Annotated in this window: 11 protein-coding genes and 1 riboswitch; of the genes, 8 read left to right on the top strand and 3 right to left on the bottom strand. The window is 73.4% G+C overall.

What is annotated here, in order from left to right:
* Window positions 1-294: 294 nt before the first annotated feature.
* Window positions 295-3,165 carry an alpha/beta fold hydrolase gene (locus tag ACFYOS_RS25280; RefSeq protein WP_387146355.1) on the top strand — a complete coding sequence of 957 codons (2,871 nt, stop codon included), beginning with the start codon at window positions 295-297 and terminating at the stop codon, window positions 3,163-3,165.
* Complete coding sequence (locus tag ACFYOS_RS25275) at window positions 3,165-4,052, top strand: ABC transporter permease (protein WP_387146352.1); 888 nt, start codon at window positions 3,165-3,167, stop codon at window positions 4,050-4,052. The genes ACFYOS_RS25280 and ACFYOS_RS25275 overlap by 1 nt, the downstream gene beginning before the upstream one ends.
* Window positions 4,053-4,100: 48 nt before the next feature.
* On the opposite strand, the gene ACFYOS_RS25270 is transcribed toward ACFYOS_RS25275, so the two are convergent.
* The gene (locus tag ACFYOS_RS25270; protein WP_387146349.1) at window positions 4,101-4,406 is read right to left on the bottom strand and encodes an ArsR/SmtB family transcription factor; all 306 of its coding nucleotides are present in this window, start codon (window positions 4,404-4,406) and stop codon (window positions 4,101-4,103) included.
* A gap of 90 nt (window positions 4,407-4,496) precedes the next feature.
* On the opposite strand from ACFYOS_RS25270, the gene ACFYOS_RS25265 reads away from it, so the two are divergent.
* The 3 genes from ACFYOS_RS25265 (at window position 4,497) to ACFYOS_RS25255 (ending at window position 8,303) form a co-directional block, all read left to right on the top strand.
* A complete protein-coding gene (locus ACFYOS_RS25265) occupies window positions 4,497-5,462 on the top strand; it encodes a DMT family transporter (protein WP_387146346.1) in 966 nt (321 codons plus the stop codon).
* Between the two features lie 79 nt (window positions 5,463-5,541).
* A riboswitch (SAM riboswitch) is annotated at window positions 5,542-5,674 on the top strand.
* Between the two features lie 11 nt (window positions 5,675-5,685).
* The gene (thrC, locus tag ACFYOS_RS25260) at window positions 5,686-6,975 is read left to right on the top strand and encodes a threonine synthase (RefSeq protein WP_387146343.1); all 1,290 of its coding nucleotides are present in this window, start codon (window positions 5,686-5,688) and stop codon (window positions 6,973-6,975) included.
* Between the two features lie 308 nt (window positions 6,976-7,283).
* Entirely contained in the window at window positions 7,284-8,303 is a 1,020-nt protein-coding gene (locus tag ACFYOS_RS25255; protein WP_387146340.1) for a GNAT family N-acetyltransferase, read from the top strand.
* On the opposite strand, the gene ACFYOS_RS25250 is transcribed toward ACFYOS_RS25255, so the two are convergent.
* Window positions 8,293-10,503 carry a hypothetical protein gene (locus ACFYOS_RS25250; protein WP_387146337.1) on the bottom strand — a complete coding sequence of 737 codons (2,211 nt, stop codon included), beginning with the start codon at window positions 10,501-10,503 and terminating at the stop codon, window positions 8,293-8,295. The two genes, ACFYOS_RS25255 and ACFYOS_RS25250, sit on opposite strands and share 11 nt — an antisense overlap.
* Before the next feature lie 140 nt (window positions 10,504-10,643).
* On the opposite strand from ACFYOS_RS25250, the gene paaN reads away from it, so the two are divergent.
* Window positions 10,644-12,317: a phenylacetic acid degradation protein PaaN gene (gene paaN / locus ACFYOS_RS25245; RefSeq protein ID WP_387146334.1), complete on the top strand. Its 1,674-nt coding sequence runs from the start codon at window positions 10,644-10,646 to the stop codon at window positions 12,315-12,317.
* Between the two features lie 52 nt (window positions 12,318-12,369).
* Here paaN and ACFYOS_RS25240 read toward each other — a convergent pair whose 3' ends face one another.
* Complete coding sequence (locus ACFYOS_RS25240) at window positions 12,370-12,825, bottom strand: GNAT family N-acetyltransferase (RefSeq protein WP_387146489.1); 456 nt, start codon at window positions 12,823-12,825, stop codon at window positions 12,370-12,372.
* Window positions 12,826-13,104: 279 nt separating this feature from the next.
* On the opposite strand from ACFYOS_RS25240, the gene ACFYOS_RS25235 reads away from it, so the two are divergent.
* Window positions 13,105-13,308 (top strand): cold-shock protein, encoded by a 204-nt coding sequence (locus tag ACFYOS_RS25235; protein ID WP_013288855.1) that lies wholly within the window; start codon window positions 13,105-13,107, stop codon window positions 13,306-13,308.
* Between the two features lie 110 nt (window positions 13,309-13,418).
* On the top strand, window positions 13,419-14,576 hold the full coding sequence (locus ACFYOS_RS25230) for a hypothetical protein (protein WP_387146331.1): 1,158 nt from the start codon (window positions 13,419-13,421) through the stop codon (window positions 14,574-14,576).
* The last annotated feature ends 200 nt before the right edge of the window (window positions 14,577-14,776 follow it).

Genomic DNA, 14,776 nt, shown 5'->3' with positions numbered 1-14,776 from the left:
AGTATCCGAACCACGCGCAGGGCGTGACCGTTCGGTGAGTCAGCTTCACGTCATTTCGGGCCAGGTCACGTCTGGTTGACCTGGTGGACACGCAGCGTCCGGAGTGGCCGGCGAGATGGTCGGATCGAGGCGATTCGCGAGCGTAGATGTGAATTCGCGGGATTCGAATTCATCCCGCTGAGATACCTCTGGACCTTCGGCGGTCGACGAACCTCGCGCACCGAACGGTGCAGCCGGACGGACGTACGGCGGATCTCAGGCGGCGCTCAGGTTCCGGGCCGTACCGTGTGCCGCATGAGATCACCGCTCTCCGCCGCGCGGCTCCGGCGTGCCCTGGCCACCCGCCGCCGTCGGGTCGTCGCGGCGGTGGTGGCGGTCGTGCTGGTGGCCGCCGCGGTCCTCTGGGCCGCCCGGCCGCAGCGGCCGGACTTCCGGACCGAGTCGGCCCTGGTGACCGTCCGCTCCGGACCGGACGGCGACCAGGCGGTAGACCTGGACACCACGCTCTACCTGCCCCGGGACGCCTCGGCCCGGCACCGCGTCCCGGCCGTGCTGCTGGCGCACGGCTTCGGCGGCACCAAGGAGTCGGTCCGCTCCGACGCCGAGGACCTGGCCGCCCGGGGGTACGCCGTGCTCACCTGGACCGCCCGGGGCTTCGGCCGCAGCGGCGGCGAGATCCACCTGGACAGCCCGGACTACGAGGTGCGGGACGCGTCCCGCCTGCTCGACCGGCTGGCCGCGCGGCCGGACATCCGGCTCGACGCGGCCGGCGACCCCCGGGTCGGCGTCGTCGGCGGCTCGTACGGTGGCGGCCTGGCCCTGCTGTTGGCCGCCCAGGACCGCCGGGTCGACGCGATCGTCCCGATGATCACGTGGAACGACCTGTCCCGGGCGTTCCTGCCGGAGAGCACCGGCAAGGGGCCCACCGACGGCGTGTTCAAGAAGGGCTGGGCCGGCATCTTCTTCGGTGGCGGCGGGAGCGCCGGCTCCGGCCCGGCCGGCGTCTCCGGCAGCACCGCCGGCCGGCCCGAGGGCGCTCCCGCGTCGGCCGGTGCACCCAGCCCGCAGCCCGGCGCCGGCCCCGGCACGGGTTCGGGGCGCGCCCCGGGCGGCGCCGCCGACCCGTCCTGCGGTCGGTTCGCCGCCGACGTCTGCGCCACGTACCTGCGGATCGCCACCACCGGACGGGCCGACGCCGCCGCGGTCGACCTGCTGCGCCGCTCCTCGCCGGCCGGAGTGCTCGACCGGATCACGGCGCCCACCCTGCTGGTGCAGGGGGAGGCGGACACCCTCTTCCCGCTCACCGAGGCGGACGCGAACGCGCGGGGCATCGCCGCCGCCGGCACCCCGGTCCGGGTCGCCTGGTTCACCGGCGGCCACGACGGCGGCGAGGGGCCCACGTCCGACTCCGACCGGGTGAAGTTCCTGACCGCGCAGTGGCTCGACCACTACGTCAAGGGCGAGGGGTCGGCGCCCGGCGAGGTCTTCACCTTCTCCCGGATCGCCGGCTTCGACGCGCTCGACCGGGGGCTGGTGGCCACCGGCTACCGCACCGCCGACTACCCCGGGGTCACCGGGACGGGCCGCCGCGAGGTCGCGCTCGCCGGGCCACCCCAGTCGATCGCCAATCCGCCCAACGGCAACCCGGCCGCGATCAGCGCGGTGCCGTTCGCCGGGGCGCTCGGCTCGCTGCTCAACGGGGTGGCCGGTGACATTCCCGGCCAGCACGCCCGGTTCGAGTCCGCGCCGTTGGACGAGCCGGTCGACGTGGCCGGTGCGCCCACCGTACGGATCCGGGCGGCCTCGCCGACCGGCGAGGCGGTGCTCTTCGTCAAGCTCTACGACGTCGACCCGAAGGGCGCGGCCACCCTGCCCGACGGCCTGGTCGCCCCGATCCGGCTGACCGGCCTGCCGAAGACCGTCGACGCCGCCCAGCCGGTCACGGTGACCCTGCCGGCAATCGTCCGTCGGATCGAGGCCGGACACCGACTGCGGGTCGTGGTGGCCACCTCCGACCAGGCGTACGCCACGCCGGCCGAGCCGGCGGTCCACACCGTCGCCCTCGGCGAGGGCCCGCTGGTCCTGCCCACGGTCGACGCCGCGCCGATCCCCACCACCGCCACGGTGTGGCGCTGGGTGCTGGCCGGCCTGCTCGCCGCCATCGCGGTCGGGCTCGTGGTGGTCGTCCTGGTCGCCCGCCGCCGGCACCGCCGGCAGGACAGCTCCGTCCATCCGGAGTACGCGGGCGTCCCGCTCGCCGTCCGGGCGCTCCGCAAGGAGTACGCGGACGGCTTCGTCGCCGTCTCCAACGTGGACTTCGAGGTGCACCCCGGCCAGGTGGTCGGCCTGCTCGGACCGAACGGCGCCGGCAAGACCACCACCCTGCGGGTGCTGATGGGGCTCACCCAGCCCACCGCCGGCGAGATCTACGTCTTCGGGCACCGGCTGGTGCCCGGTTCGCCGGTGCTCTCCCGGATCGGTGCTCTGGTGGAGGGACCCGGCTTCCTGCCGCACCTGTCCGGCCTGGACAACCTCAAGGCGTACTGGCGGGCGACCGGCCGGCCGTGGGCGGACGCGCACTTCGACCAGGCGCTGGAGATCGCCGGGCTGGGCGCCTCGGTGCACCGACGGACGAAGAACTACAGCCACGGCATGCGGCAGCGGCTCGCCATCGCGCAGGCCATGCTCGGTCTGCCCGAGCTGCTGGTGCTCGACGAGCCGACGGACGGCCTGGACCCGCCGCAGATCGCCGAGATGCGCCGGGTGCTCCAGCGGTACGCCACCGACGGCCGGGCGGTGCTGGTCTCCAGCCACCTGCTGGCCGAGGTGGAGCAGACCTGCACCCACGCGGTGGTGGTGAACAAGGGGCGGATCGTGGCCTCCGGCCCGGTCGAGGAGATCGTCGGCGAGTCGCCGAGCGTGCTGTTCGACGTGAGCGACCCGGACGCGGCGCGCGACGTGCTCGACCGGCTGGGCGGCGTACGGGTGCTGCCCGACGGTGACGGCGGGCTGGTGGTGGACACCAACGGCACGGCCCGCAGCGAGGTGGTGGCCGAGCTGGTCCGGGCCGGCATCGGGGTGGACCGGGTGGTGCCCCGGCGCCGCCTGGAGGACGCGTTCCTCGCCCTGGTGGGCGAGAACTCTCGGGGAAGCGGGGACCGGTGATGGGGCAGTCATCAGCCGTGGACACGGCGGTACGCGCCGGGGCGGCGGCCGGGTACCGGCCGTCGGCCACCCTGCCGTTCCTGGCGGAGTTCCGGCGGCAGGCGTCGCGGCGGCGTACTCAGCTCGCGCTGGGGTTCATGGTGCTGCTGCCGCTGATCATCCTGGTCGCGTTCCAGTTCAACAGCGGCAACGAGGACCGGAACCGGAACAACGAGTTCGGCAGCCTGGTCGACCTGGCCATCTCGGGCGGGTTGAACTTCACCCTCTTCTCGATCTTCGTGTCCTCGTCGTTCCTGCTGGTCGTGGTGGTGGCGCTGTTCTGCGGGGACACGGTGGCCAGCGAGGCGAGCTGGGGGAGCCTGCGCTACCTGCTGGCGATTCCGGTGCCGCGGGCCCGGCTGCTCACCGTGAAGCTCCTGGTCGCGCTCGCGTACTCGGCGCTGGCCCTGCTGCTGCTCGCCGGCACCGCCCTGCTCGCCGGCACCCTCCGGTACGGCTGGTCCCCGCTGCGTAGCCAGGTCTCCGCCGAGCTGGCCCCGGGCGACGGGCTGGTCCGCCTGCTCGCGGTGCTCGGCTACCTGGCGGTCGTCCTGCTGGTGGTGGCCGGCCTGGCGTTCCTGCTCTCGGTGACCACGGACGCCGCGCTCGGCGCGGTCGGCGGGGCGGTGCTGCTCTGGATCCTCTCCAGCATCCTGGACCAGATCACCGCGCTGGGCGGGCTGCGCGCGCTGCTGCCGACCCACTACAGCACCGCCTGGCTGGGCCTGCTCTCCACCCCGGTGCAGACCGACGACCTGGTCCGCGGCATCGTCTCGGCGGTCGTCTACGCCACCGGATTCTGGGGTCTGGCCTTCTGGCGCTTCACCCGCAAGGACGTCACGAGCTGACCCGGTCGCCGAGCGGCCGACGACAGCGGCTGCAGCCGGAGGGCGGGCTCAGGAGCCGGTGGGTGCGGCGAGCACCGCGTCCAGCAGGCCCGGGTAGAGGCGGTCCAACTCCTCCCGGCGCAGCCGGACATACCGGCTGGTGCCGGCGGCCCGGGTGCGGGTCAGGCCGGCCTCGCGCAGCACCTTGAGGTGGTGGCTGCGGGTGGCCTTGGAGACGCCGAACTCGAAGGTGCCGCAGGCGTATTCCCCGCCCTCGGCGAGGGCGCGCACGATCTGCAGCCGCACCTCGTCGGCCAGGGCCGCCAGCACGGCGGTGACCGGTACCTCCCGCAGCTCGGGTTCGCGCAGCTCCATGTGACCAGAGTAACCCATGTTCGACATTCGTCGAACAACCTCCTAACGTCGATGCCGTTGGTTCGATGGTTCTCGAACGTAGGAGCTGTGTTGCGATCTCGTCACGCCGCCTTCCCGCTCTTCGCCGTACTGAGCTGGGGCGTCATGTTCCCGGTCCTGGCCAGCGCGCTCACCCGGGTGGACGCGCTCAACCTGACCACCGCCCGGTACGTGCTCGCCACGGCCGTGCTGCTCGCCTTGCTGCTGGCCAGGGAGGGGCTGGCCGCCCTCCGGGCGGACGGGCGCGGCGGCGAGGTGGCGTTGCTCGGCGTGGTCGGGTTCGCCGGCTTCAACGTGCTCACCAACCTCGCGCTCGGGCACGCCGCCCCCCAGCAGATCGCCCTCTTCGTCGCCACCACTCCGCTGGTCACCCAGCTCGTCAGGTGGGCGCGGGACGGCGTACGCCCCCGGCCGGCGCTGCTCGGCCTGTCGCTGGTCGCCCTGGTCGGCGTGGGTCTGGTGATCACCCGAGGCCGGCCCGACGGGCTGGGCCAGTTCGGCGTCGGCGGGCTGCTCATGATCGGCGCCGTGCTCAGCTGGGCGATCTACACCCACGGCGCCAGCCGCTTCCCCGAGCACTCCGCGCTGCGGTACACCACGCTGACCGCCGTCGCCGGCACGCTCGCCATGCTGGCCGCCAGCGCCGTCGCGGACCTCACCGGACTCCAGCACGCGCCGGCCGTCGCCGCCCTCGTCGCGGTCGCCCCGCAGCTCGCATACGCGGTGCTGGTCGCCGCGGTGCTCGCGGTGCTCGCCTGGAACACCGGCGTACGCCGGCTCGGTGCGGCCGACGCGGCGCTCTTCATGAACCTGGTCCCGATGACCACGTTCGTGGTGCAGATCCTGCGCGGCTACCGGCCCGGCGAGGTGGAGCTGGTCGGCGCCGCGCTGACCATCGCCGCCCTGGTCGCCGCGAACCTGGCCACCCGGACCCGGAAGGCGCCCGCCACCCCCGCCCCGGCCGCGGTGGTCGACCACCCCGCGGTGGTCGAGCCCGTCGCCGTCGTCGCCCGCTGACTCGGCCGGGCGCTCACTGCGTGGGAAGCCCAGGTGGCGGTCGCGGGGGCTCGGCATAGACTCGGCGGCACAACTGCATACCTCATCCAGAGGGGCTGAGGGATACGGCCCGACGACGCCCCGGCAACCACCCGCGCGCTCGACGACGAGCGACGCCGGGCAGGTGCCAATTCCGTCCCCGCCGCGCGAGGCGATGCGGGGAAAGATGAGAGGACTCCTCGACATGACGTCGACGCTTCCCGCCACCTCCGGCATCGACACCACCCTGAGCCCGGCCCGGGCCCTGGTCTGTCGCGCCTGTTCGGCGCGCTACCCGCTCGCCGCGCAGCACGCCTGCTACGAGTGCTTCGGCCCGCTGGAGGTCGACTACGACACGGCCGCCCTGGCCAGCGTCACCCGCGAGCAGATCGAGGCCGGCCCGAAGAACCTCTGGCGGTATGCCGCCCTGCTCCCGGCCGGCCAGGACCCGGGCACCCGGGTGACCCTCGACCCCGGGCTGACCCCGCTGGTCGCCGCCCCGCACCTTGCCGCCGAACTCGGCATCAGCGCCCCGCTCTGGGTCAAGGACGACAGCGGCAACCCGACCCACTCGTTCAAGGACCGGGTGGTCTCGGTGGCGCTGACCGCCGCCCGGGCGCTCGGCTTCACCCGGTACGCCTGCGCCTCCACCGGCAACCTGGCCAACTCGGTGGCCGCCCACGCGGCCCGGGCCGGCGTGCCCTCGGTGGTCTTCATCCCCGGCGACCTGGAGCAGGGCAAGGTGGTGACCACCGCCGTCTACGGCGGTGACCTGGTCGCCGTCGACGGCTCGTACGACGACGTGAACCGGCTCTGCGGCGAGCTGGTGGAGACCGACGAGTTCGAGGACACCGCCTTCGTCAACGTCAACGTCCGGCCGTACTACGCCGAGGGCTCCAAGACCCTCGGCTACGAGGTCGCCGAGCAGCTCGGCTGGCGGATCCCCGCCCAGGTGGTCATCCCGATGGCCAGCGGCGAGCTGCTCACGAAGATCGACAAGGCGTTCTCCGAACTGGTCGAGATCGGCCTGGTCGAGGCGCCGGCCGGGGGCTGGAAGGTGTTCGGCGCGCAGTCCGCCGGCTGCAACCCGATCGCCACCGCGCTGCACACCGACAGCGACACCATCGTCCCGGTCAAGCCGACCGGCATCGCCAAGTCGCTCAACATCGGCGACCCGGCCGCCGGGCTCTACGCGCTGGAGGCGGTCCGGCGCACCGGTGGCTGGATGGAGTACGCCGACGACGACGAGATCCGCGCCGGGATCCGGCTGCTCGCCCGGACCGCCGGGGTCTTCGCCGAGACCGCCGGCGGCGTCACCGTGGCGGTCCTGCGCAAGCTGGTCGAGTCCGGAAAGCTCGACCCGGCGGCCGAGACCGTCGTCTTCAACACCGGCGAGGGCCTGAAGACCCTCGACGCGGTGGCTCCCCAGGTCGGCCCCACCCACCGGATCAAGCCCTCGCTCCGCGCCGCCCGCGACGCCGGCCTCCTCGGCTGACCCTCCCTGGGACTGTTGATCAATTCATGCTTCCGGGGGAGGGGCGGATCGCCCGGGTGGGGGATCGGGGAGATCCGGTGGGTAACTGGCTTTTCGCTGTGAGTGTGGAAAACCCGCCGACAAGGACTTGACGGCAGGAACCGGACGGCGCAAGATGCTCCGTGCGGGAGGGCTTCCGCCGGAGACTTTTCAAGTTCTTGCGACCCAACGCCGGAGGCGTTGTGCGGACGTCCCTCCCGACCAACGTCCCGATCGGGCCAGCGTAAATCGCTGGCCCGATCGGCGTATCCGGGGCCACCCTCGGGGGCATGGGCATCACGATCGCGCCGTTCGACGCCGCCGACCAGGCCGCGATCGATGAGGCGTACCGGATCGGCGCGGCGGCCAACGACGCCGACCTGCCGGACTTCCCGCCGTTCTGCCGGCAGCGGTTCACCGCCGCCGTCCGGCATCCGATGCCGGGCAGCCTCCGGCTCTGGACGCTGGCCCGGCTCGACGGAGAACCGGCCGGATACCTGGCGCTCGACCTGCCGCAGCTCGACAACACCGACAACGCCGACGCCGAGCTGGTGGTGCATCCCGGGTACCGACGTCGGGGCGTCGGGCGGGCGCTGCACGAGCACGGCCTGCGCCTGCTGCGCGCGCACGGCCGCAAGCGGGTCATCGCGGTGACCGTGTCGGCGCTGCCCGGGGGAGTGGCCCGGCCGGAGGCGGGCAACGCCTTCGCCGCCGCGACGGGTGCCCGGCCGGCGCTCGCCGAGGTGCGCCGCCGGCTGGACACCGGCCGGCTGGACCTCGCGGCCCTCGACACCCTGGCCGCGGGCGCACGGGCGCACGCGACCGGTTACCGCACCGTCCGCTGGCGGGGCGCCACCCCCGAGGAGTACGCCGCCGACGTGGCCTACCTCGACGGCCGGCTGATGGCCGACGCGCCCCTCGGGGACCTGGAGTGGGAGCCCGAGCAGGTCGACGTCGAGCGGCTACGCGGCCGGGAGCGGGCGCTGCACGCCCGGGGCCGTCGCGGGTATCACCACGCGGCGGTGCACGAGGCGTCCGGCCGGGTGGTCGCGTGGACCCTGATCGACCTGGGCCCGAGCGCCGACTGGCACGCCTGGCAGCAGATCACCATCGTCGACCCGGCGCACCGGGGGCACCGGCTCGGCCTGCTCGTCAAGATCGAGAACCTGCGGTACGTGCTCGACCACGAATCGGCCCTGCGGGCGATCGACACCTGGAACGCCGCCGAGAACCAGCACATGGTCGCGATCAACGAGCAGCTGGGCTTCCGGCCGGTGGACGCCTGGACGGACTGGCAGCTCACCCTCTGAGCCCGCCGTCGCCGGGGCCGGCCGAATGCAGTCGCCCCACCAGCTCACCGACCGCCCAGTTGAAGTCGTCCGGTTTGAACCGGTGCCCGCCGATCTCCGGCGGAACCGTGTCCCCGGCCGGGATCAGCAGCCCCGTCGGGTCGCGTACCTGGCGGTCCACCCGGACGGCGGGATTGTCGCGATCCTTGTCGTCGGCCTCGAAGACCGGCCCGCCGACCGAGTCGGTCCGCCGCCACAGGTTGATCCACCGCCAGTCCAGTCGGTCACCGATCTCCCGCAGCACGTCCGGCCCGATGTAGGCGGGGAAGATCCGGCTGTTGAGCCCCCCCAGCGGGGTGCCGTAGGTCAACAGCGCCACCCGGGCGCGGGAGGATTCCGGCAGTTGGAGAACGGTCACCGCGGCTAGCACGCTGCCGTGGCTCTGCCCGGAGAGCACGACCGCGTCCCCGCCGGCGGTGAGGTGGGCGATTCGGCGGGTGAGGTCCGGCACGGCGCGCTCGGCGTAGCACGGGGCGGCCAGCGGATGCGCCGCGCGCGGCCAGAAGGTGGCGAGTTCCCAGAGCACGCTGACCATCCGCATGGCGGACGACCGGTACGCGAACAGGCCCGCCCCGAACAGGAACAGCGCGAACAGTCCGACCAGCAGGCCGCCCAGGTCGGTCACGAAGATCACCGGACGGGCCAGCGGCGGCCCACCCAGTCGCCGGGCAAGGTTCTCCGGCCCCTGACCCAGCACCGACAACCCGGCCGCGCCGAAGCTCAGCGCGGCCAGCAGCGCGTACGCCGCCAGGAGCAACGGGGCGAGCCGGTCCGCGGCCCGGGCCCGGATGATCTTGTTGACCACTGCCCGTACCCGTTCCGGAGCCGCCCGGGGCGCTTCCGGATACTCCCGCTGGACGGTCTCCTCCGCCGTCCGTCGATGCCGGGTTCGCTGGTAACGGCCGACCAGCGCGGCCACGGCGACGGCGAACAGCAGCGCCGCCGAGACACCCAGGGCCGCCCAGCGGTAGGCGGCCGGTGGGGAGAGCGGCGGGGCGCCCGGCGGCAGCGGACGAGCCGGCGTTGGGCTGGAACCCCGGTCCAGGTACTCGGCGATGCCGAAGCTCAGCCCCGAGGAGTACGACACGGCCAGCCCGATCGCGATCGAGACCACGACCGGCGCGGCGAGACCCAGCAGCGCCGATCGACCCTGGCCCGGCCGCCGCGCCAGGACAAGGGCGGCCAGCGCCAGGAGCAGCACCATCTGGGTGGCGAACAGGCCGGCGACCAGCACGTCGTACCTCGGCAGGCCACCCACGGCGGACCAGGGCGCCCGCGGCGCCGCGGCGTACGCCAGGGTCAGCCCGGTCAACGTGATCATCGCCCAGCGGAAGAGGCGGCCCGCGCGACGCGACCACCGGGCGGCCGGATGTTCGAGCTGGGGCAGGCAGAGCGCCACCAACGCGGCGGCGAGCAGGCCGGCGGACGCGGCGAGCAGCGCGTAGCCGGGGAGCCCGCGGTGGTGCGGGGCCACCGCCAGCAGCAGGGCCAGGTCGAGCGTCGCCAGCGAGATCCCCACGTGCAGCGACCGCAGTCGGAGCAGCAGCGCCCGGTTGTCCCAGAAGGCCGGGGTGTCGAGCCGGTCCGCGCCGAGCTCCGGCGGCGTCGACGTGGTGTCCTCCGGAAGCTGCCAGGTTCGGCCACTGAGCCGCCACATCAGGGCGATCCCGAGGATCGGCAGCAGGGCGAGCAGGGCCAGACGCCGCCCGGGCAGCACGCCGCCCAGCCAGGAGATCTCCCGGCGACCCTCCAGGCACCGCGCGTACTCCGCGCACTGCCAGGCGAGCAGGTCGAGGGCGACCCCCACGATCGACAGCACGTACATCGCGGTGAGGGTCGCGGCGAGCAGCCGGCAGAGCGCCTTGCCGGCCGCGCCCACGCGGCCGCCGGGCGGCAGCATCCAGATGGCGATGTTGGCGAGCATGAAGGGCAGGAGCAGGACCAGCGAGAAGGTCCGGGTGGCGGTTCCCCCGGTGAGACCGCTCCAGTGGTACGCCTCCAGTCTGGTGCCTTCGGCGCCGTGCGGATCCCCGTAGCCCGGGCATACCTGGTAGAAACCGGCGTCCCGGTCTCCGGCCACCCGGCTCACGATCGGCCGGTTCAGCGTCGCCTCCGGGCCGCGGTCGGCGACCCCGTGCACCCGGATCTCGGTGGTTCCCACCCGTGACCGTCCCCTCCTCGTCGCCGGCCGCGCGGTTACCCGGAGCCGGTCCGGTCATACCGCGCCCGAGCGGCGGGCGGCGATCTGACTTGTGACAGGCCCCTACTGATCTGGTGGGTTGCTGTTGCATGATGGCGGGCATGACGGAGACCCCGCACCCCCTGTACGACAGGCACGCCGACACCCTCAACCGGGCGCTGACCGCAATCACGGAGCGCGGGTACTGGTCCGCCTATCCCGAGTCGCCCAGCCCCCGCGTGTACGGCGAGACCGCCGCCGCCGACGGCAAGGCGGCCTTCGAGGCGTACCTGAACGCCGACTTCCCCCTCGACCAGACGGGTGACGGTGGGACCGTCGCCACCGAGGTCAGCCCGTTCGGCGTGGAGCTGAACGTGCGCTACCCGCACGCCGCCCCCGACCAGCTGGTGGCCGCCGCCACCGCCGCCCTGCCCGCCTGGCGCGACGCCGGCCCGCAGGCCCGGGCGGGGGTCTGCCTGGAGATCCTCGACCGGCTGCACCGCAACGTCTTCGAGCTGGCGAACGCGGTGCAGTTCACCAGCGGTCAGGCGTTCGTGATGGCCTTCCAGGCCGGCGGCGCGCACGCGCTGGACCGGGCGCTGGAGGCGATCGCCTACGCGTACGCCGAGATGACCCGCCACCCGGGGACGGCCGGCTGGGAGAAGGCCGCCGGCAAGGGCGACCCGCTGCGGATGAGCAAGACCTTCCACGTGGTGCCGCGCGGCGTGGCGCTGGTGATCGGCTGCAACACCTTCCCGACCTGGAACTCGTACCCGGGGCTCTTCGCCTCGCTGGCCACCGGCAACCCGGTGATCGTCAAGCCGCACCCGCGCGCGGTGCTGCCGCTGGCCATCACCGTGAAGTACGCCCGGCAGGTGCTCGCCGAGGCCGGTTTCGACCCGAACCTGGTGCAGCTCGCGCCGGAGGCGGCGGGCGAGAAGCTCGCCTCCACCCTGGCCCTGCACCCGGCCGTCAAGATCGTCGACTTCACCGGCTCCACCGAGTACGGCGACTGGCTGGAGGCCAACGCCCGGCAGGCCGCCGTCTACACCGAGAAGGCCGGCCTGAACACGGTGGTGATCGACTCCACCGACGACTTCGCCGGGCTGTGCCGCAACCTGGGCTTCACCCTCACCCTGTACAGCGGTCAGATGTGCACCACCTCGCAGAACCTGCTGATCCCCCGGGGCGGCATCGAGACCGACCAGGGACACAAGAGCTTCGACGAGGTGGCCGCCGGGATCGCCGCGGCGGTCGGCAAGCTCACCGCCGACCCGGCCCGGGGCGTCGAGCTGACCGGGGCGATCGTCAACGACGGCGTGCTGGAGCGGCTGGATGAGGTCAGCAAGGTCGGCGCGCCGGTGCTGGAGTCGCGGACGGTCGAGCACCCGTCGTTCCCGGGCGCGGTGGTGCGTACGCCGACCATCGTGAAGCTGGACGCCACCGACACCGCGACCTACTCGCGGGAGTGGTTCGGGCCGATCTCGTTCGCCATCGCCACCAACTCCACCGCGCACAGCCTGGAGATCCTGCGGACGACGGTGGGGGACAAGGGCGCGCTCACCGCGGGCGTCTACGCCACGGACGAGGCGGTGCTGGACGCGGCCGAGGCGGCGGCGATCGACGCCGGCGTGCACCTGTCCTGCAACCTGACCGGTGGGGTCTTCGTCAACCAGTCGGCGGCGTTCTCCGACTTCCACGGCTCGGGGGCGAACCCGGCAGCCAACTCGGCGCTCACTGACGGGGCGTACGTGGCCAACCGGTTCCGGATCGTGCAGTCGCGTCGCCACGTCTGAGGTGACAGGAGGGGCCCCTCCTCACCGTTTCCGGTAGCGAAGGGGCCCCTCCTCACGCCGCTCGGCGCATCTGGAGTTCGTTGAGGGCGGGGATCGTGGGGTGCGGGACGCGGATGCCGGTGTCCACGAAGCCCAGCTTCTGGTACGCCCGGTAGGCGCGGTCGTTGCCGACCACCACCTCCATCATCAGCTCCGGCCGGCCGCAGGCCCGGGACCAGGCGGCCACCTCGTCCACCAGCGCGCCGAGCAGCCCGCTGCCCCGCCAGGCCGGCGTGACGTAGACGGCGTAGATGAGGGTCAGCCCCGGCTCCTCCGGGGCGACCGTGCCGCCGGCGTGGCCGACCAGGCGACCGCCCGGGTCGGCGACGAACTGGGCGGTGGCATCGCCGCGGGAGACCGCGGCGACCCGGGCCGCGTAGTCGGCGTGTGGACGGGCGGCGGCCTCCGCCACCGTCTCCAGGAACGCCAGCGGCGAATCGGCGAGCATCTCCAACCGGAGCGCCCGCATCCGGGCGGCGTCCTCCGGGCGGACCCGGCGGACGGTCGTGGTCGTGGTGGGCGCGCTGGTCACCTCGCATGCATACCGGAGTGTGGCTGGCCGCGTCCGACCGGGTCGGATGTCGGCCGAACTATGCCCGATTTGTGGTCGTGCGCCGTCGTCACTCCTCGTGTAGCGTGCGATTTCGGTCACCGATTCAGCGTCGCCGATCGCCGAACCGGTGGTCCACCGGTGCCGGTCCGCCGGCCTCCGGGTTGTGGAACGCCGCGCAGAGTGAGGAAGTGCACCGTGGCACAGGGCACCGTCAAGTGGTTCAACGCCGAGAAGGGCTACGGCTTCATCGCCGTCGACGGCGGGCAGGACGTCTTCGTCCACTTCTCCGCGATCGAGATGGACGGCTACAAGGCGCTGGACGACGGCCAGCGGGTCGAGTTCGAGATCGCCCAGGGCCAGAAGGGGCCGCAGGCGGAGCGGGTTCGCGTCATCGCCTGATCCCGTCGCCGCCCGTTCGGCGGCGTTTTACCCCGACCTGGGGGCTGCGCTGCGGGCGCGCACCAGGGAAGATCGTGAGCCGTTCCAGCCATCGCCGCTGAGGAGGGTTCATGTCCGACCAGCCCCCGTCGGGTTCCACCGAGCCGGTGCCCCCGGCGTCGTCCGGTGTCCCGGCCGACCCGGCCGCGCCGTGGCAGCCCGCCTACCCGCCGGTGCCGGGCCATCCGATCTATCCGGGCGGGCCCGGTCAGCCTGCGTACCCGGTGCCCGGTCAGCCCGGGTTCGCCGCGCCGAGCGGCCCCGGGCAGCCCTGGGGACCGTACCCGGGGGACCCGGCGGGCCATCCGCAGGGCTGGGTGTGGCCGGCGCCGGGGGCGTATCCCGGACAGCCGATGCCCGGCTACGGCTACGGCTGGTACCCGGGCCTCGACCCCGGCGACCCGCTGGTCACGCCCCCGCAGGCCGGGGTCGGCGGCTGGTTCGCCCGGTGCTCCGGCGCGCTGCGTCGCGGCTGGCGGCAGCTGCTGCCGATCGTCCTGATCACCCAGGGGGTGCCGGCCGCGGTGATCGCGGTCGTCTCCCTCGCCCTGGCCCCGACGGGCCAGCCCGTCGCCGGCCCGGACGGCACCCCGGTCCTGCCCGACGGCTATTTCACCGACTTCTTCGCCTTCTACGGCGTGCTGATCCTGGCCGCGCTGATGTTCGGCCCGCTGCAGAGCGCGGGTTGGGCCGCCGGCGCCTGGGTGATCACCCGCCAGGCGGCCGGCGAGCCGGCCGGCGTCGGGGCCGCCTGGCGGTACGGGTGGCGCCGGGCGCTCGGTCTCTGGGGCTGGACCATCGTCGTCACGCTGCTGATCACCGTCGGTGTCTGTGCCTGCGTGCTGCCCGGGGTCTACGCGGCCTTCGCGGTCGCCCTGTTCGGCCCGGTCTACCTGTTCGAACGGCAGGAGCCGATCAGCCGCGCGTTCCGCCTCTTCCACCAGCGGTTCGGGATGGTGCTGGGTCGGGTCGCGCTGGTCGTGGCCGCGCTGTTCGTCGCCACCCTGCTCAACGGCGTGGTGGAGACGGTCAACCGGCTGATCTTCGGCGAGCACCCGCTGAACGCCCCGGGCACCGGTGCGGGCGCCGTGCTGCTGGCCGTGGCGGGCATCCTGCTGGTCACCCCGGCCTACCTGGCGCAGCTGATCGGGCTGGTCGTCACGTACGCCGAACAGCGGGCCCACGAAGGTCCGGTGAACGCCGCCCGACTCGCCGCGGAACTCGGCTGAGCGGGGGCATCGTGCTTGCACTCGGCTAGGGAGAGTGCTAAACAGGTCATTGGCACTCGCGTATGGTGAGTGCCAATGGTCGGGGCGGTAGGGCCACGGCCGCGCCGGTGTCTAGATGGCGCCGGGGCGGCACGGGGCCGGTCGTCGCGGGCTGTCCGGCCCGACCGAGGAGACGTCGCCGTCGCCAGGTGGCGACGTCC

Origin of the sequence: Micromonospora sp. NPDC005806, assembly GCF_042871425.1 — a bacterium.
Lineage (GTDB): Bacteria > Actinomycetota > Actinomycetes > Mycobacteriales > Micromonosporaceae > Micromonospora.
Note: the sequence above shows the minus strand (reverse complement) of the source record. Positions and strands in the feature narration are given on the sequence as shown.